The sequence below is a fragment of the Atribacterota bacterium genome (assembly GCA_039638595.1).
Lineage (GTDB): Bacteria > Atribacterota > Atribacteria > Atribacterales > Caldatribacteriaceae > Profundicultor > Profundicultor thermophilus.
The window spans coordinates 1-17,167 of record JBDIWM010000041.1; the positions used below are offsets into that span (position 1 = coordinate 1).

The 17,167-nt window shown below is 46.5% G+C and carries 17 protein-coding genes, 1 tRNA gene, 1 rRNA gene and 2 pseudogenes; 9 read left to right on the top strand and 12 right to left on the bottom strand.

The window, feature by feature from the left end:
• Window positions 1–23 precede the first annotated feature (23 nt).
• Window positions 24–99 (top strand) — tRNA-Ala (locus ABDK92_08945).
• 19 nt (window positions 100–118) lie between these two features.
• On the opposite strand, the gene ABDK92_08950 is transcribed toward ABDK92_08945, so the two are convergent.
• From ABDK92_08950 to ABDK92_09005, 12 genes and pseudogenes are all read right to left on the bottom strand, one after another.
• Window positions 119–1,435 carry an L-serine ammonia-lyase, iron-sulfur-dependent, subunit alpha gene (locus tag ABDK92_08950; GenBank protein ID MEN3186737.1) on the bottom strand — a complete coding sequence of 439 codons (1,317 nt, stop codon included), beginning with the start codon at window positions 1,433–1,435 and terminating at the stop codon, window positions 119–121.
• A gap of 1 nt (window position 1,436) precedes the next feature.
• Complete coding sequence (locus tag ABDK92_08955; GenBank protein MEN3186738.1) at window positions 1,437–1,940, bottom strand: L-2-amino-thiazoline-4-carboxylic acid hydrolase; 504 nt, start codon at window positions 1,938–1,940, stop codon at window positions 1,437–1,439.
• A gap of 20 nt (window positions 1,941–1,960) precedes the next feature.
• Window positions 1,961–2,683 carry an ABC transporter ATP-binding protein gene (locus ABDK92_08960; protein ID MEN3186739.1) on the bottom strand — a complete coding sequence of 241 codons (723 nt, stop codon included), beginning with the start codon at window positions 2,681–2,683 and terminating at the stop codon, window positions 1,961–1,963.
• 17 nt (window positions 2,684–2,700) lie between these two features.
• On the bottom strand, window positions 2,701–3,474 hold the full coding sequence (locus tag ABDK92_08965; GenBank protein MEN3186740.1) for an ABC transporter ATP-binding protein: 774 nt from the start codon (window positions 3,472–3,474) through the stop codon (window positions 2,701–2,703).
• Window positions 3,458–4,456, bottom strand: coding sequence for a branched-chain amino acid ABC transporter permease (locus ABDK92_08970; protein MEN3186741.1), 999 nt, complete (start codon window positions 4,454–4,456; stop codon window positions 3,458–3,460). Before ABDK92_08970 ends, ABDK92_08965 begins: the two co-directional genes overlap by 17 nt.
• Window positions 4,453–5,328, bottom strand: coding sequence for a branched-chain amino acid ABC transporter permease (locus ABDK92_08975; protein ID MEN3186742.1), 876 nt, complete (start codon window positions 5,326–5,328; stop codon window positions 4,453–4,455). Before ABDK92_08975 ends, ABDK92_08970 begins: the two co-directional genes overlap by 4 nt.
• A gap of 56 nt (window positions 5,329–5,384) precedes the next feature.
• A complete protein-coding gene (locus ABDK92_08980; GenBank protein ID MEN3186743.1) occupies window positions 5,385–6,512 on the bottom strand; it encodes an ABC transporter substrate-binding protein in 1,128 nt (375 codons plus the stop codon).
• Between the two features lie 7 nt (window positions 6,513–6,519).
• Window positions 6,520–7,158 (bottom strand): dihydroxyacetone kinase subunit DhaL, encoded by a 639-nt coding sequence (gene dhaL / locus ABDK92_08985; protein MEN3186744.1) that lies wholly within the window; start codon window positions 7,156–7,158, stop codon window positions 6,520–6,522.
• 13 nt (window positions 7,159–7,171) lie between these two features.
• Entirely contained in the window at window positions 7,172–8,167 is a 996-nt protein-coding gene (gene dhaK, locus ABDK92_08990) for a dihydroxyacetone kinase subunit DhaK (protein MEN3186745.1), read from the bottom strand.
• The gene (locus ABDK92_08995; GenBank protein MEN3186746.1) at window positions 8,164–8,763 is read right to left on the bottom strand and encodes a cupin domain-containing protein; all 600 of its coding nucleotides are present in this window, start codon (window positions 8,761–8,763) and stop codon (window positions 8,164–8,166) included. Before ABDK92_08995 ends, dhaK begins: the two co-directional genes overlap by 4 nt.
• 210 nt (window positions 8,764–8,973) lie before the next feature.
• A pseudogene (locus ABDK92_09000) lies at window positions 8,974–10,179 on the bottom strand (IS256 family transposase).
• Window positions 10,180–10,325: 146 nt separating this feature from the next.
• Window positions 10,326–10,739, bottom strand: a complete 414-nt coding sequence (locus tag ABDK92_09005; protein MEN3186747.1) for a hypothetical protein — start codon at window positions 10,737–10,739, stop codon at window positions 10,326–10,328.
• Window positions 10,740–10,757: 18 nt separating this feature from the next.
• Here ABDK92_09005 and ABDK92_09010 point away from each other — a divergent pair, with 18 nt between their 5' ends.
• From ABDK92_09010 to ABDK92_09045, 8 genes and pseudogenes are all read left to right on the top strand, one after another.
• Complete coding sequence (locus ABDK92_09010) at window positions 10,758–11,840, top strand: alcohol dehydrogenase catalytic domain-containing protein (GenBank protein ID MEN3186748.1); 1,083 nt, start codon at window positions 10,758–10,760, stop codon at window positions 11,838–11,840.
• 70 nt (window positions 11,841–11,910) lie between these two features.
• Complete coding sequence (locus tag ABDK92_09015; GenBank protein ID MEN3186749.1) at window positions 11,911–12,891, top strand: extracellular solute-binding protein; 981 nt, start codon at window positions 11,911–11,913, stop codon at window positions 12,889–12,891.
• Window positions 12,892–13,054: 163 nt separating this feature from the next.
• Window positions 13,055–13,237: a hypothetical protein gene (locus ABDK92_09020; protein MEN3186750.1), complete on the top strand. Its 183-nt coding sequence runs from the start codon at window positions 13,055–13,057 to the stop codon at window positions 13,235–13,237.
• 52 nt (window positions 13,238–13,289) lie between these two features.
• On the top strand, window positions 13,290–14,186 hold the full coding sequence (locus ABDK92_09025) for a sugar ABC transporter permease (protein ID MEN3186751.1): 897 nt from the start codon (window positions 13,290–13,292) through the stop codon (window positions 14,184–14,186).
• An 11-nt stretch (window positions 14,187–14,197) separates the two neighbouring features.
• Window positions 14,198–15,049, top strand: a pseudogene (locus ABDK92_09030) (carbohydrate ABC transporter permease).
• 9 nt (window positions 15,050–15,058) lie between these two features.
• Window positions 15,059–16,141 (top strand): ABC transporter ATP-binding protein, encoded by a 1,083-nt coding sequence (locus tag ABDK92_09035; protein ID MEN3186752.1) that lies wholly within the window; start codon window positions 15,059–15,061, stop codon window positions 16,139–16,141.
• On the top strand, window positions 16,134–16,748 hold the full coding sequence (locus ABDK92_09040) for an ATP-binding cassette domain-containing protein (protein ID MEN3186753.1): 615 nt from the start codon (window positions 16,134–16,136) through the stop codon (window positions 16,746–16,748). Before ABDK92_09035 ends, ABDK92_09040 begins: the two co-directional genes overlap by 8 nt.
• Window positions 16,749–16,959: 211 nt before the next feature.
• Window positions 16,960–17,167 (top strand): 16S ribosomal RNA (locus tag ABDK92_09045); the annotation flags it as partial.

Consider the following 17,167-nt stretch of genomic DNA (forward strand, 5'->3'; position numbering starts at 1 on the left):
CACCACTTCGTTTAAAAATCCAGGGGGATGTAGCTCAGCGGGGAGAGCGCCTCGTTCGCAACGAGGAGGTCACGGGTTCAAGTCCCGTCATCTCCACCAGGGTTGTTTAACTTTTTTGTTATTCTGCCTCTCTCTCTAACATTTCGGGTTGAAGTTTCGCCAGGATTTCAATAATCACTCGGTCAAGCTCAGACATGCCCTCATGTTCAATTTTAGCAACGTTGTCGACGGTCTTTTCAATTGAAGGATGAAGTATTCCCTGTGGTACAGTTGCTCGACTTCCTGTTATGGCAAACAAAGCTGCCAAGTAAGCTTCGAACGAGCCAGTTCCAACTTTTAAAGAACATGTCTCCTTGGCCCCGTCGCAGATCATGCCGGCAGTATTTACAATGACAATTCGCATTGCTTCAGCCATTTGTTCTGCGCTACCCCCGAGGAGATATGTAATTCCTGCTGCAGCACCGGCACCCGCAGCAATGACGCATCCGCAAACTTTAGATAGGCGCCCTAAACGGCTCTTTACAAAGCTTGTCGAGAGGTGACTTATGACTAGTGCTTTAGCAATTTCCCTCTTGCTTTTTTCTAAAGCTTCACCGACGAGCGCTACGGGTAGAATTGCCGTGATGCCGTGATTTCCACTTCCAGCACTACTCATGACCGGAAGCTTCACCCCGGACATTCGAGCATCAGCTGCGGCGTGACAAATCGTTCGGATGAAATACCCTAGGTCCTCGTTAATCTTTTGTTCCTTCAGAAGTTGTCGCATCCTTTGTCCAAAAGAGAAGCCATCATTATTCTTCTGGAGAAGACCGTAATTTGCTACCTCCATATTCATCGAGATTCCTTGAAGCACATACTCCATGTCCTCTTCGTCCATCTCGTCGGTGGTTCGAATAAGTTCCATATATGAAAGTTTTTCCATGGCTTCGAAGGGTGACAACTTTTCTTGAGACTTACGAATAACGTCGACGAAAACTGGTTTACCATCTTTAACCACTTCAACGACATTGGTGTGTTCATCAACAATGAGAACACTTGCCCAATGGAAGCCGCGAGTGACCTTGGCATGAATGTATACCCCATGCTTACTGGGATCGCACGAAATAGTGACTCGACCTTCTTGAAGCAGTTTTTTTGCTGCTTCGAGGTCCCCTAGGGTGCAGTCTTTGAGAACCTCGAGAGAGTATGAAGATTTACCGCATAAAACTCCAAGAGCAGCAGCAATGGCATTGCCTCGGGCACCTCCAGTACCAGGAATGACCACCGCAATACCATTTTTATAGACATTATCGCTTAGGTTAACTTCGATGGATACGATATTCTCAGGAGGAAGTTCTTCATTCGCCCGAGCAGTAGCAAGTGCGACCGCTGCAGGTTCAGTACAACCTAAGGCCGGCTTTACCTCACGAATCAGGAATTCTTTAAGTGAGAACATCTCAATCATCCCGTTTCTTTTTGGTGATAGACAGTCGACAAACCCCTTCTCCTGCAGCAATAGTTTTCTGAAGTTCCATTGAGAATTCTGGAAAAGTACTTATAATCCCTCGGTCCCCCTCCATGGCAATGTCGCAAAGCATGTTTATTTCCTCTCTGTTTTGGGTAAACTGGCACCAGGCTGCTACGAGTGGACAGTAATGGAAGTCGATAACCAGGCGATCTTCGGTAAGTTCGACGACGTCCATTTCAAAAATTTTACGCACTGTCTCGTTGGCAAATTCTTTTGCGAACTCACGTAAGTCTCCATTTTTTGTAAAACGGGTATTTCCGTGAAAACATCCGCAACGAAAAATGGCTGCTCGTGCTAGTTTTTCCCAATCCTTAGGATTTACCTTTCTAAACTCATCGATCAATAAATACATCCAGGTTGCCCTGTGCTCAATAGCTTTTCGTAAATCTTCGACATGCTTATCGGTGACAGTTTTTTCGTTTTTAATCGTCATTTCTTCTTCCTCCTTTCAATTTAACAACTCAATCCAAGATAGGCGCTTTTTACTCGTGAATCGAAAGCCAGATCTTTGGCCTTACCCGAAAGAACGATTTGTCCTAGCTCAAGTACATACCCCCGATCGGCGATTTGCAAAGCCATGTTTGCATTTTGCTCAATAAGGAGTATAGTTGTCCCCATTTCACGGATACGTAAAAGCAGTTCGAAAATTTGTCCCACAATAACCGGAGCGAGACCCAATGATGGTTCATCAAGCATCATGAGCTTAGGTTGAAGCATAAGCCCACGACCGATGGCTAACATCTGTTGCTCTCCACCACTAAGGGTTCCTCCAAGTTGTTTCCGCCTCTCGCGGAGTATGGGGAAAAGCATATACACTTGTTCTAGGCTTTCCTCTAAAACACGCCTTTTGTTTCGTAAATGATAGTTTCCGAAGACCCCCATGCGCAGATTTTCTTCAACTGTTAAATAAGGGAAAATCTGACGCCCCTCAGGAACATGACATAGCCCCATTTGCACAATCCGATGAGGTTTTTCGTTGGTGATATCCCAGTCATAAAAAGTGATTCTTCCCGAGCGTTTTCGTATGAGGTTCGATATCCCCATGAGGGTAGTGGTCTTTCCAGCACCGTTGGAACCAATAAGGGTTACAATCTCTTTTTCGTGGACTTCAATATTTACCCCCTTAAGAGCCATGATGTTTCCATACGAAATCCAGAGGTTTTCTACCCTAAGCACTGGAGTTCCTCTCCTCCTCAAGTCAGGTCTGATGACCTTCCAAGATAGGCTTCTACGACCTGTTGGTCTTTCTGGACTTCTTTTGGGGTTCCTTCGCAGATTTTCTTACCATGGTTCAGAACGATAATTCGGTGGCACACGTTCATGATGAGTTTCATATCGTGCTCAATGACCACGATGGTCAGTCCCCATCCGTTGAGTTGTCTTATGAAAGAGACTAGGTCTTCCGTTTCTTTAGGGTTCATTCCTGCCGCTGGTTCATCAAGTAGAAAAACTAAAGGATTTGCTGCCAGAGCCCGGGCAATTTCTAATTTTCGTTGCATGCCATAGGGTAGGTTCATTGCCAAATTGTTTGCTTCTCGGGCTAGTCCTACTTCTTTAAGGATGCGAAAACTCTCCTCGGTTACTTTGTCCTCGTCACGGCGAAATACAGCCGTGTGGGCAAGGGCATCCCAAAGCCTTGTACTCGTTTGGGTGTGAAAGCCTACTTTCACGTTATCAAGAACAGTCATGTGTTTAAATATGCGAATATTCTGGAATGTGCGGATTACTCCTAATCTGGCTATCCGTTCTGGAGGTAAGTTGGTAATGGATCGTTTTTGAAAGAACACGTCTCCCCTGGTGGCCCTAAGAAAACCAGTGATCACATTAAAGAGCGTAGTCTTACCCGCCCCGTTTGGTCCGATAATACCGCAAATTTCTCTTTCCCATATTTGCATACTCACGTTTTCTAAGGCCCTGAGTCCACCAAAGTGCCGACACAGATCTCTCGTTTCAAGAATAGGAAACATCGACCTCAGACTCCTTGGTAGAAGAAACTTGAGATGATTCCCTTGCGGTTTCTATCTGGCGAAGAAAGACACTTCCAGCAATTCCTTGCGGCCGGAGGTGAATTGTAAGGAGGATAGCCACGCCATATATGATAAGACGGTACTGAGCGATGGTTCGGAACGTTTCAGAAAGGATGGTTAAAAATGTTGCTCCAAGAATTGGTCCAAAGAGTGTCCCCTGACCGCCAAGGAGAACCATGGCTAACATCGAAAATCCTTCATCAAGAGTAAAACTATCGGGACTGATAAAACTGGCGAAAGAAGCATAGAAGCATCCAGCAATACCAGCCCAGAAAGCTCCGTAAGCGAGATTAAGAAGTTTGAATCGGAATACTTCGATTCCCATGGCTTGAGCTGCAGCCTCATCTTCCCTGATTGCAGACCAGGCCCGACCGATACGTGAGTCGAGGACTCGACTCGTCAAAAAGAGCATGAAAGCATTGATTCCTAAGATCAGGTAGTAGAAATGGGCATTACTTCGGAACTGTATACCCAAAAGCTCAGGGGAGGGAATGCCTGGAATGCCCATAGGTCCTCGGGTAAGAGATTGCCAGTTCAGAACAGTCAGACGAACGATTTCTGAAAAACCAAGAGTCGTCATGGCAAAGTAAATACCCTTTAATCGTAAGGTGGGTATACCAAGGAGAAAGCTCAATGTTGCTGCAGCAAACCCTCCTATGGGAAGCAGAACCCAAAAGCTTACACCAAACTTCTTGGCAAGAATCGCCGATGTATAAGCACCAATACAGTAAAAACCGGCATGCCCGATGTTAAACTGCCCAGAGTACCCGTTTATGATGTTGAGGCTACTGGCTAAAAGCACATACAAAAGTGCTATCGTGGCTACGCGCAAGAGATACTCGTTTTTGAGAAAAAGAGGTATGGCAAGCGAGATAACGGCGCCAAGTCCTATGAGAACAATGCTCTTCCTCGCAGGTTTCATGATAGCTCTACTCCTCTCCGACCCATAATACCCGAGGGTTTTGCAATGAGAACGGCAATTAAGATTAAGAAAGCGACAATATCTCGATATCCTGAAGAGAGCATTGCCACGGCAAAATTTTCGAAAATACCAAGGAGGAAACCACCGATGGCTGCTCCGGTGATGCTTCCAAGACCACCAAAAACGGTCGCTGTGAATGCCTTCATGGCCATTGAAGCACCCATTAAGGGATGGATGGCGTTATAGTACATTCCCAAAAGTACTCCTGAGATTCCTCCTAGGCCACATGCTAAGGCATTCCCTAGGAGAATAGCCCGGTTTACATCCAATCCAAGAAGGGCAGCGGCTTTCTTGTTCATTGATACTGCCCGCAATGCCATACCGAAATAAGTCTTGGTAATGATCCTCTGGAGGAGTAGACAGAGCCCAAAAACAACAGCGAAAACGAAAACCTGAGTATAAGCAATGCGAATATCTCCAAGGGCAAAGAAGCGGTTTTGGAACATGTCAGGCATGAATTTCTGCTGTGTTCCAAAAAGGACTTGCGCAGAGCTTCTCAGGGTTATAGATAAACCAATAGTAGCAATTAGAGCTACTTCTCGGCCTCTTTGCTGAAAAGGCTGATAGCAAATCTTATTGACCACAACGCCCAGTATCCACGAAGCTGCAAAACCAGCGAGAAGCGCAAGTGCCACGTTCCCACGGGACAAGAGTAAAGTGTAAAAGCCAGTGAACGCACCGTAAATAATGACTTCACCGTGAACGAATGTCACTAAACCTACAACTCCCAAGATAATCGAGTATCCAATAGCCATAAGGGCATAGATGGAACCTTGGGTTAATCCGTTGAGGAACTGTTGGAGAATAAACACTCCTTTTCCCCCCTAAAGAAGCGCTGGTCCTCAACAAAAGGACCAGCGCTTTACAACTAATCTCTTGTGTAATCCCTTTTAATGACCCACTGGCCATTTTCAACAACCATAATTTTGTACTTGCGAACTACGTCGCCAACAGGAGTGAAGGTGATTGAGCCAGTAATGCCCTGGAAGCCTTTCATTTCAGCAAGGGCATCACGAATGGCTTTTCGATCGAAACCAGCCCTTTTAATTGCTTCAGCAATGAGCATCATGGCGTCATAGGCACAAGCAGCGTGAAGATTTGGATCACGACCGGCTCTTTTACGAAACTCTTGGATAAATTCCTGTACTCGTGGATCGGGATCGTTTAGTGCAAAAAAGGTATTGGTCACCACGCCTTCAACTGCTTCTCCTCCAAGCTTGATGAAGCTATCAGAGAAAACCGAACTTGGAGCGAGGAGTTTTACTTCCCATCCCATCTTGCGAATTTGCTGGCATATGAGCGAGCCTTCGTTATACATTGCCGCTATGAACAGCCCTTCGGGATTAGTCTGACGGATCTTAGTCAGGATGGCGTTAAAGTCACGCTCACCTTCTAAGAATGGTTGCGCCATAGTTACCTTGATACCATTTTCTTCAGCTGCCTTGGCAAAGCGATCTTTAGTTACATTTCCCCAGTCATTATTGATGTAAATAATTCCTAATGAGTTGATGCCTAGGTATTCCTTTGCGATGTACTTAGCATTGAATGGTCCTTCTGCGTCCTGAGTGCCTACAATACCGAACATGTATTTACCAGAGGGAGCAAATTCGGGATGTGAAGCAGTGGGTGAGAGTTGGACTACACCATATCGTTCATAAATCGGTGCTCCGGCTAGAGAAGCTGTGCTGGTAAAGTCACCGATAACTGCGAGGATTTCGGGGTCCTGGGCGAAGCGTTGAGCGATAATCGCTGCCTCTTTTGGGTCACTTTTACTATCCATAACAATGACTTCAATGTTTTTTCCGCTTATTCCTCCCATGGCGTTAATTTTTTCCGCTGCCATCTGTACTGCGTACTGAAAGTTTTCCCCAAATTCAGCATAGTTTCCGGTTATTGGTGCAGAGAGACCGATTTTGATGGTACTTGCGGCCATCACCGTCGAGACAACAAAAAAGAGAAAAACCAAAACTGCCAGCACGAGCACTCCGAGTTTCACAATTTCGTCACTCCTTTCTAGCTAGAATTTGAGAGATGCATTTGAATAAGATGTACACCGACGTTGCACCGGGATCTTGGTGTCCCACCCCCCTTTCTCCAAGGTATGACCCTCGCCCTCTTTTTCCAACTAAAGCAATTGTAGAGAGCATTCCCTGTTTAGCTGCTTTGGTAGCTGCATTAAAAGCTTCGAGCAAGGATTTTCCTTGAGATGCTGTTTGTTCAAAAGCATACACAGCTGGTTCGAGTGCGTCGACCATCGTCTTATCGCCGACTTTTGAATTACCCTTTGCTTTTACTTCATCAAGCGCTTCTCGAAGAGCTTGCGCGACATTTGAGGGACTAAAGGATCCCAACTGCTTAAGAGAATGCCCAATAGTCCGTATGACGATTCCAAAGAGGAGAGGACCAGAGCCACACCCGGAGTGGATCATGGCCTTGCCAAAGGACTCGATGAGCTCGAAAGAATTTTCTTCCGAGGCTTGAACATTTCGTAATGCTTCTTCCATAGCTTTTTTGAGATTTGAGCCATGTTCAGCATCTCCTATGACACTATCCAAATTGTTCAAGTATTCCTCGTTTTCAACTATTACTCGGCACATTCCTTCTAAAACTTTGAACAGTTCTTCTTTCAAACAAGTGTTCAAGATTTTTGCCCCCTTATGAGAAAGGTTGAATCCAGGCTGGAGCATGGCATGGATAATCAAGGAGGGTTTTGAGTTCCTCGTCCACTTTAAATAGAGTGATCGAAAAGCCAGCCATGTCTAAGGAAGTCATAAATTCTCCCACAAAACTTCGATACACAGTAATTTTTTTGGAAGCAAGCATTTCAGCTACGTTTTGGAAAGCGATGTAAAGCTCCATGATTGGCGTTGCTCCCATTCCATTCACAAGCACCACTACTTCATCGCAGGCTTCTAGGGGGAGATCGCTAAAAATATGGCTTAAGATCTTTTCCACAAGGTGCCGAACAGGACGAATTTTCTCTCGACGAATGCCTGCTTCACCGTGGATGCCGATGCCGAATTCAATTTCATCTTCGGCAAGATCGAAGTTTGGCTTAGGGTTACCTGGAATAGTACACGGCGTAAGGGCAATACCCATACTGCGTATCGAGATAGACGCTCTTTCAGCGAGTGCGTGCACTTCATCAAGGGATTTCCCCATTTCTGCTGCCGCTCCAGCGATTTTGTGCACAAATATTGTTCCCGCAACGCCTCGCCGTTTCGAAACTTCCGCAATAGCCACGTCATCGGCAACCACAATTTGCCTTGTTGGAATCCCCATACTAGAAGCTTCTTCAGTAGCCATGTCAAAGAGCATGCGGTCCCCAGTATAGTTTTTCACCACGAATAGTACCCCTCCTGGGTTTCCACAATGCTTTAGGGCTGCTAGCACATCGTTAAAGGATGGAGCAGCAAAAACTGATCCGGCTATGGCTGCATCCAAAAGTCCTTTTCCTACGAAACCGGCGTGAGCTGGTTCGTGACCACTTCCACCTCCGCTGATAACCGCGACTTTGCCTTTCTCTTTTGCTTGTGTTCGAACTACTACCTGGGTTTTGGGCAAGAGCGAAATGAGCTGAGGATGTGCTTTTACCATACCTTGGAGCATTTCCGTAACAACCTCCTTTGGCTCGTTGATTAGCTTTTTCAAGCGTTTTTCACTCCTTTCATTAGTATTTCACTTGTACCAGAATTGGCGAAAGGCAAACCGATCCAAAGACCAATTGCTACCTTGTCTGTAGAATTCTGTAATTTATGAGGAGTTTCAGAGCTATAAATGATTGAGTCGCCTTCGTGACACTTGATAACACCATAATCTTTAATGTGAACTTCAATGGTTCCTTCGATAACGTAACCAAACTCAATGCCTTTGTGTGTGGTGAAGTCCTGCGTTACGAAGTGAGGTTGAAGAGTCACTAAGACAGGTTCGATAAAACTTTTTTTAGGGAAGAGGAAACGAATAGTTTGATTTTTGTCTAGGTTGATTTCGATTTGCTTTTCTTTAGGAAACAAAAAAACAACCTGATCGTTGCTTTCTTCTTCAAAAAGGCTTGCTAAGTGGATTGAGAAGAATGAGCAGAGGCGCACCAAACTTTTAACCGAAGGATTAATTTTCCCGTTTTCTAAGAGACTTAAGAACCCAGCGGAGAGACCAGTAGCTTTTGCTACTTCCTCCAGAGTCAAGCCGTACTTCAATCGTTCCTGTTTGATTCGACTTCCGATTTTACACAGCTCTTGAAGCAACATCTTTATCACTATCACTCATTTTACATTTAGTTTATTAAAAATTCAAGTGATATTTTTGATATACTAAAACGCCTTTGAGGAGAATTTACAAGGAGTTTTTATTACCCCCATTTTGATTTATTTTCTGTTTCGAATCTACGCGTTTAATGGGAATTTTTGATCGAGTCCGATTTGTGGTGTACAATGCTCCTGGCAGATGATGGTTGTTAATCAGGCAGCGTGCTTAGCTTCATCCTTCATTGTTGCACCATCTGGCACTGCAAGGCTGGCTCTCCACCGCCAGTATTCTTCCATATCGAAGTAGCAGTGACCGGTTGACCAGGCCTCGTTCATCTCCATCAGCACAGTCCCAATGAGCTGTAGCGCCGATTCCTCGTTCGGGAAGATACGGATGACACGCTCCCGCCTCCGCACCTCCTGATTGAGCCTCTCTACGCCGTTCGTGGTCCTCAGGCGCCGTCGGTACTGCTCGGGCAGGCTCATCATGGTTATTGCGTCCTCGAACCCCGCCTCCAATCGCTCCACAGCCATTGGAGCCCGAGACCCGTAGTCCCGCACGATATCGCTCAGGAGTTGCTGGGCGGTCGCCATGTCGGGCGCGTCGAAAACAAGCCTCAGGCGTCCATGGAGTTCCCGCTGCAAGGACTTGGGAGAGATTCCAGGATGTTCCGCACAAAGTGCGTCTGGCAGCGCTGACATGTGGCACCCTGAAAGTGCGTTGTAACGGCCTTGACCAGCCCTTTGTGGTCGTCTGACACCACAAGGTCCACCCCTCTCAGCCCTCTACCCCTCAGCCACCCGAAGAAATCGGACCAGCTTCCCTCCGATTCGCTGTCGCCTACCTTAAGCCCCAATACCTTGCGGTGGCCATCCCTGTTGATCCCGGTCGCAATCATGACGCTTTGCATTCGTACCCACCCGCCCTTCCTTACCTTGATAAAAAGGGCATCCACCAAAAGGAACGAGTACTCCTGGCTCCCCAGATCCCTCTCATTCCAGTCGTGCACGACGGGGTCAAGCCGCGCACATAATTCCGACACGGTCGACTTCGAAAACCCAGCCCCGCACAGTTGCTCGACAACAACCCTTACCTTCCTGGTTGAAACACCGTTCACCACCATCTCCATCATGGCCAACACTAACGCCTGCTCGCTCCGCTGATGCCTTTCGACGTGGAACGCTGAACACTAATTTCCCGATCCGCGTCGTAATCGTCTTATCCCTGTGGCCATTGCGGTAGCCCTGCCGCTCTTCTGTCCGCTCATACGGCGCCGCTTTCAGTTGTTCAGTCAACTTTGCCTCGAGTATCTGATTTACCACCAACTCAACCAGTCTGGCCAGTCCATCGTCCCTCGTCAACAGTCCTTGAATTGCGTTCCCATCTACTGTATCTACTGTAGTCTGGTATTGGGCCATCCTCCACACCTCCGGTAATGTTTGTCTTTCAACCATTCATCCACCAGAGAGAGAGTGGCCTTTCCTGCTGCTACCATCGCCTATTCCTTTTTACACCATATTACGGACTCTACTAAAACTTGGCCTGGTGGAGAAAGAATATTTCTTTATGGGAAATTTACAGTGCCTTTTCTGGAGTCCATAATTACTGATTTCGTATCACTCTTGTTGCTTTTCGAAACACAAAAATCAATCACAAGCAATTTAGCTACTGCTTTTAGAGGCTTCTTTGGTCTTAATGAGGTGGCCATAAGTGCCTTCCTATTGCCCCAGTTGAAGGCGATTCTTGAGGTATAAAAAGCAACAGAAATTTTTCCTAGGGTCTCAAAGTACCTTTGGATCGCTGTACTCTTATCTTTCGGAACTGGGTACATTGACTTTGAGAAAGTTGTTCCTGCAATTGTAGCGAGTGGGTACGCATCGGATTGGTGGTGCATTGATCTGTGCTTCTGGCCTAATGCCTGGGATATTACCGCTGATTCCATTAAATTTTTACGGGATCTCTTCACCAGGCTCGGCATGGTATAAGGAGGGAGACCATGATTCCTGAAAAGATGAAGGCTTGGATATTTTATGAACCAGAGGTCATGAAGTTTGAGGAAGTCCCGGTTCCGGAAGTCGCTGATGACGAGATTCTTATCCGGGTAAGGGCTTGTGGCATTTGTGGATCTGATGTAGCTTACTACTGGGGTTTTTCTCCTCTTGAGACGCCAACGGGTAAAGGACCGCTTATTCTTGGTCATAAGTTCTCAGGAGAAGTTGTTAAGGTTGGAAAAATTCCAGCGGAACGGAAGCTCTTTTCCGTTAGTGACCGAGTGACCGTAAAACCAGTACAGTACTGCAACGCTTGTGAAGTCTGTCACCGGGGATTTGTAAACCTTTGTGAGAATAAAAAAGTCCTTGGAGTCTCAACGAACGGTGCCTTTGCTGAGTATGTCGTTTCCCATTACACGCATGTGTACAAACTTCCCGGAAATGTTTCCTTTAAGGCTGGGGCTTTTGTAGAGCCTTTGGCAAATGCGGTATATGGTGTCAAAAATCTCCAGGTTGGCCTTGGAGATACGGTCGTCATTTTTGGGCCAGGAGCTATTGGACTTTCTATTGTTTCCCTTGTGAAACGAAGTGGTGCGGGGAAGGTTATTCTCGTGGGAACTCAAGATTTCCGGCTCCAGGTGGGAAAAGAAATGGGAGCTGATGAGCTTATAAACGTTAGAGATGCTGCGTCGCCTTACTATGTATCGAACGTAGTAGAGCGTATTTCACAGCTTACCGGTGGGCGCATGGCTGACCGGGTTTTTGTGGTGACAGGCAACAAAGATGCCATGCAGCTTGCTCTTGAGATTTCCGGACGCCGTTCCAACATTGTGTACTTTGGTCTCCCTGGGGCAAAGGATGTTATCGAGGTTCCTGCCCTTTCCTCCATTTTCTGGGATAAGAACATTCGTTTTTCCTGGCTTGCACCGTTCACCTGGGTTGAGGCTATCCAAAGTATCTCTGGAGGTCTTGTAAACGCAGAGCGTCTCGTTACCCACACGGTTCCTTTAGAAAAACTTATGGAGGGTTTGCAGATTGCCCGGGAGAAAAAGGGTAATCCTTTGAAAGTTATGGTAGTGATGGAATAGGGGGTGAGAGAAGCGAAAAAGGTTGGTTGTATGGTGCGTATGCAAAAGCTTTTTCAAAGGGGGTTGTACGATGAAACGAATTTTAGGAATAGTCCTCGTGCTTTTGGTATGTTTGTCTGGTAGCGTTTTCGCTCAGGAAAAAGTCCTCAGTATTCTCTGTGGCGAATATACTCCTGGCCACTGGATTTATGAACTTGCGCAACAGGACTTTACCGCCAAAACTGGTATTCAGGTAAAATTCGACTTTGTGGCCTGGGCTCAGTACACCGACAAAATCCTTGTTACCCTCTCAGCGCACGATTCGAGTTACGACATCATAGTTGGGGATAGTCAGCTCCTTGGGGCAGCAGTTTCCGGCGGCCATTACGTAGAACTTACCGACTGGTTAAAAGAAAACATTGCTTTTGACAAGCTTGCCCCTCATCCCCAGAAGCTCTACGGTGAGTATCCTCCAGACAGTGGTCGATACTACGGTGTTTCTGCGGTTCTCGATGTTCCTATTATTGCATATCGGAAGGATCTTTTCGAAGACCCTAACGAACAAGCTGCCTTTAAGGCAAAGTACGGGTACGACCTTAAGGTCCCAGAAACTTGGGAGGAGTTTCGGGATATTGCTGAGTTTTTCACTCGTCCTGAGAAGAACTTCTACGGTCTTGCATACTGGCCAGCAAAGACTTTCGACGCGGTTACTATGGGGTTTCAACCAGTGCTTTGGAGCTTTGGGGCTGACTATCACGCACCGGGTGGTTATGAAGTTGAGGGGTACTTAAACAGTGACGCAGGGGTAAAAGCCCTTGAATTCTACGTGGGACTCATGAAATTTGCCCCTCCAGGCTCAGAAAACTACTACTGGAATGAATGCACTCAAGCATTTTCCCAGGGGCTTGTCGCTATGGCCTTCCAATGGGGTTCTTGGGCGGAAGGGTTTGTAAATCCGGCAACCAACCCTCAATATTACGATAAAGTTGGTTTCTTTCTTTCCCTTCCCTGGAAAACGCGCGGAGGATGGCACGATCCGTCGTTTTGCTTCTCATGGCGGTCAAGGCCTTAATGTTGTCACGTACTCAAGGAACCTTGATGCTGCTTATGAGTTCATTAAGTGGTGGTGCGATGAAGAAACGCAGAAGAAATACATGGCTATGGGTGGTGTTCCTATCCTAACAGACCTTTTGAATTCCCCCGAGTTTCTGAACGCTAAACCATACAACAAGGCTATGGCTGAGTCATTCCAGTATGTCAAAGATTTCTGGACCATTCCGGAGTATGCAGCGCTTCTTGAGGTCACCCAAAAGTACTGGTCTGCTGCTTGTGCAGGGATGATGAGTCCGAAGGAAGCCATGGATGCAGTGGCAAGAGAACACACTGCCATTCTTAGAGAAGCTGGGTATTTGAAGTGAAAGGAAAAACCCGGGGATTCTCTGGGTCCCCGGGTGTTTGGGGGAATACCTTGTGAAGAGTGGAGCACAACTCTACCGCAAAGAAATCGAAGAGTATCGAATGAAACTCTTTTTTATAGGTCCGACCATACTTGTCCTCATTGCAATGAATGTTTTCCCTCTTATCTGGTCTTTGGGTCTTAGCTTCACGAATTACTCTTCCCTTGTAAGTCGGAAGATTTCGTTTGTTGGCTTTGCAAACTACGCCAAGATTCTTTCTGACCCCTTTATCTGGAAGTACTTCCAAATTACGGCGCGTCTTGTCGTTGTGGCGGTGGGGGTGGAGTTTCTTCTAGGCTTTGGGTTAGCCTTGCTTTTGAAGGAACGTTTCAGGGGCTGGGGTCTTGTAACCACACTTATGCTTATTCCTATGATGTTTTCTCCTGTAGTTGTTGGCCTTTTTTGGACCTTCATTATGGATGCTAACTTTGAACTTTTGAACTTTTTCCTTTCTTTCTTTGGGCTTCGTCGGGTGCTATGGCTTACGGACCCAAAAATTGCTCTTTATTCCATCGCTCTTGTAGACATATGGATGTGGACTCCTTTTGTTATACTCATTTCTCTTACTGGACTTTTGGCTATTCCTCAATCCCTGTACGAAGCTGCAGATATTGACATGGCTTCTTTCTGGTTCAAATTCCGAAGGATTACCCTGCCCCTTGTGTCACCCCTTCTCATTCTTGCGGTCCTCTTTCGAGTTATTGACGCTTTTAAGATGTTCGACCTCGTTTTCATTATGACTGGTGGAGGACCAGGAGATGTTACAGAAACAATTTCTATGAGTCTTTACCGCCTGGCCTTTAATAAGTTTAAGACTGGAGAGTCCTGTGCAATGGCGTACATTATTCTTATCCTTATTGTCGCTCTGAGTAATCTCCTTGTTCGCTGGATTCGAAAAACTCGGGTGTAGGGAGGGAAGCAATGGTCTGGAAGATGGTAAAGGGTATTTTGGTTGTTCTTGTTCTTATCTTCTTCTCCTTCCTATTTACTGGATCGTGGCAACTTCTTTTAAACAATGGCCGGATATATTGGCTATACCTCCAAAGTTTGTGTTTCGGGGGACTTTTGTGCATTCCTTGACTCTTTTTAATATTCGTCCAGAAGAGGCAGCTAAATTTGGCCAGGTAGGAAAATCGCTCTTTCCTCCTCGTTTTCTAAACAGCGTTGTTATTGCTGGGATAAGCACGGTGCTTTCTGTTGCCTTAGGGACGTTTTCGGCATATGCTTTTTCAAGGTTCCGAGTACGGGGCGAAAATGACCTTCTCTTTTTCATTCTGTCTACTAGGATGCTTCCTCCTATTGGAGTAGGAATTCCCTTCTTTGTAGTGTACCGAGCTCTGGGTCTTATCGATACTCATATAGGCCTCATTCTCCTTTATATGACCTTTAACCTTTCTTTTTCTGTTTGGCTTATGAAGGGTTTCATAGATGAAATACCCAGAGAATTTGAGGAAGCAGCATTGATTGATGGGTACACGAGGTTTGAAGCTTTCTTTAAGGTTATTTTGCCTCAAGCGCTTTCTGGTATTGCTGCTACAGCAGTTTTTTGCCTTGTCGCCGCCTGGAACGAATTTTTCTTCGCTCTTATCCTTACCTCCGAAAAGGCACGTACTGCACCTCCATCCATTGCTGCTATTCGGGGGACATCAGGTATCAACTGGGGACAAATCGCAGCAGGGGTTACCGTCTTCCTCTTGCCGATTGTAGTTTTTCACCTTCTTTGTGCGGAAGTACCTAGCTCGGGGTTTAACTTTTGGTGTGATTAATCGATAGAGGATACATATGGAGAGAGTACGACTAGAAGGTCTCTCAAAGCGATTTGGTGCTTTTGAAGCAGTAAGGAACGTTACTCTGAGTGTCTTCGAAGGAGAATTTATTGTTTTCCTTGGGCCTTCAGGATGTGGAAAGACCACTACTCTTCGCATGATTGCAGGGCTTGAAAAACCGACGAGAGGCGAGATTTTCATCGCGGGAAAACGAGTAACCCTTCTTCCTCCTGCTCGTAGGAACATTGCTTTTGTCTTTCAGAATTATGCCCTTTACCCTCACATGACAGTTTTTGAAAACATTGCTTTTCCTCTTGAAGCTCAAAGGGTTTCTCGCGAAGATATACGGCGAAGAGTTCAAGGGGTTGCGAAAATTCTTGGGCTCGAACACCTTCTCCATCTTCGTCCAGCACAATTGAGTAGTGGTGACATGCAAAAGGTGGCTCTGGGAAGAGCCATGGTTCGTAGACCTCAGGTTTTCCTCATGGATGAGCCTCTCAGCGGACTTGATGCGAAACACCGTGAGGAAATGCGAGCCGAATTAAAGAGGCTCCATATAGAGATTCATGCAACGACGATTTACGTTACTCACGATCAGGTTGAAGCCATGAGTATGGCTGATCGCATTGTTGTTATGAACGAGGGGGAAATACAGCAGGTTGGGTCACCCAGAGAGGTGTACCTGTACCCTGAAAACCTTTTTGTGGCACACTTTATCGGGAGCCCTGGAATGAATTTTATCTCTCTTGAGTTTTTCGGAGAAGGACGAGGGTTTCGTCTCGAGAACGGAGACATATTGCGTAACGAGATGGCGGAAAGGCTTGTGGTGCAGCATAGGGTTCGGGAGTGCATTCTCGGTGTGCGTCCTGAGTTTCTCTCCCTTGCTCCATCTGGAGAAATCCTAGGAAAAATCGTGAGTATTGAACCACTTGGATATAAAAATCTCTATGCAGTAGAAATAGCACCGGGTCGTATCGTCAGAGTGGAAGACATGCGTTGGGGAAAGTTTTCTGGAAATGTTTCGCTTGCTGTCCATTGGGAGGCAACTTGTCTTTTTAACCGGGAGACTGGTCGGAGAATGCGGGGGGAACATGGCTGAAGTCATTTTGAAGGATGTGGAAAAGAGATTTGGAAGGATTCAGGCTCTCCGGGGTGTTACGCTCGAAGTCCGGCACGGAGAGTTCCTTGTGCTTCTTGGGCCAACTGGAGCGGGAAAGACGACCACGCTTCGGATAGTGAGTGGTCTTGAAGAACCCGATCGTGGTGATGTTTTTATCGACGGGGTTCGGGTGAATGGTATTGCACCCTGGGATCGGAACTGTGCCTTTGTATTCCAGAACTACGTTCTGTATCCACATCTCACGGTCTATGATAATCTTGCTTTTCCTCTTCGCTCAAAACTCTGGCGGATGGAGGAGAGCAAAATTCGAGAGAGAGTTGCGTACGTTGCTCGAGTGTTAAAGATTGAGCATCTTCTTCGACGGAGGCCAGATAAGCTCAGTGGGGGAGAACAGCAGCGCGTGGCCCTAGGAAGGGCTATGGTTAGAAATCCAAAAGTTTTTCTTATGGATGAGCCGCTTTCAAGCCTTGATGTAAAGCTTCGAGAAGAAATGCGTGTAGAACTCAAGAGTCTTCAGAAAAATCTTGGTGCAACCTTCTTTTTTGTCACCCATGACCATGTAGAGGCAATGACCCTTGGTGACTGAGTAGCCGTACTGAATCAGGGAATCGTGCAGCAGATAGGCACTCCTGAAGAAGTCTACAACCAGCCAGCAAATGTTTTCGTTGCCCGTTTTGTAGGAAATCCAGAGATTAACCTCCTTGAGGGTTTTCTTGAAGAAGGAAAGCTTTCCTTAAGGGCTTTTCGTTGGCTATTGGGCTTCAGGATGCCTGGAAGGGGAGTAGTCTCCCCTCTCAAGTCCTTGTGGGTATACGGCCAGAGAATATCCTCCTTGGGCAAGGACATGCAAGTCGTACGCAGCTTCCCGATTCCTCTGGAAGAAGGAAGGAGGATAGTGGCGAACGGGTGAGTAACACGTGAGTAACCTCCCTTCCGGAGGGGGATAACCACCCGAAAGGATGGCTAATACCCCATATGCTTTCCCCTCGCTGGAGGTGGAAAGGA

Excerpts from the sequence above, each read along its gene's own strand:
- ABDK92_08950 (MEN3186737.1), bottom strand. The coding sequence starts at position 1,435 with ATGTTCTCACTTAAAGAATTCCTGATTCGTGAGGTAAAGCCGGCCTTA.
- ABDK92_08955 (MEN3186738.1), bottom strand. The coding sequence starts at position 1,940 with ATGACGATTAAAAACGAAAAAACTGTCACCGATAAGCATGTCGAAGAT.
- ABDK92_08965 (MEN3186740.1), bottom strand. The coding sequence starts at position 3,474 with ATGTTTCCTATTCTTGAAACGAGAGATCTGTGTCGGCACTTTGGTGGA.
- ABDK92_08970 (MEN3186741.1), bottom strand. The coding sequence starts at position 4,456 with ATGAAACCTGCGAGGAAGAGCATTGTTCTCATAGGACTTGGCGCCGTT.
- ABDK92_08995 (MEN3186746.1), bottom strand. The coding sequence starts at position 8,763 with ATGTTGCTTCAAGAGCTGTGTAAAATCGGAAGTCGAATCAAACAGGAA.
- ABDK92_09005 (MEN3186747.1), bottom strand. The coding sequence starts at position 10,739 with ATGCCGAGCCTGGTGAAGAGATCCCGTAAAAATTTAATGGAATCAGCG.
- ABDK92_09010 (MEN3186748.1), top strand. The coding sequence starts at position 10,758 with ATGATTCCTGAAAAGATGAAGGCTTGGATATTTTATGAACCAGAGGTC.
- ABDK92_09015 (MEN3186749.1), top strand. The coding sequence starts at position 11,911 with ATGAAACGAATTTTAGGAATAGTCCTCGTGCTTTTGGTATGTTTGTCT.
- ABDK92_09020 (MEN3186750.1), top strand. The coding sequence starts at position 13,055 with ATGGCTGAGTCATTCCAGTATGTCAAAGATTTCTGGACCATTCCGGAG.
- ABDK92_09035 (MEN3186752.1), top strand. The coding sequence starts at position 15,059 with ATGGAGAGAGTACGACTAGAAGGTCTCTCAAAGCGATTTGGTGCTTTT.
- ABDK92_09040 (MEN3186753.1), top strand. The coding sequence starts at position 16,134 with ATGGCTGAAGTCATTTTGAAGGATGTGGAAAAGAGATTTGGAAGGATT.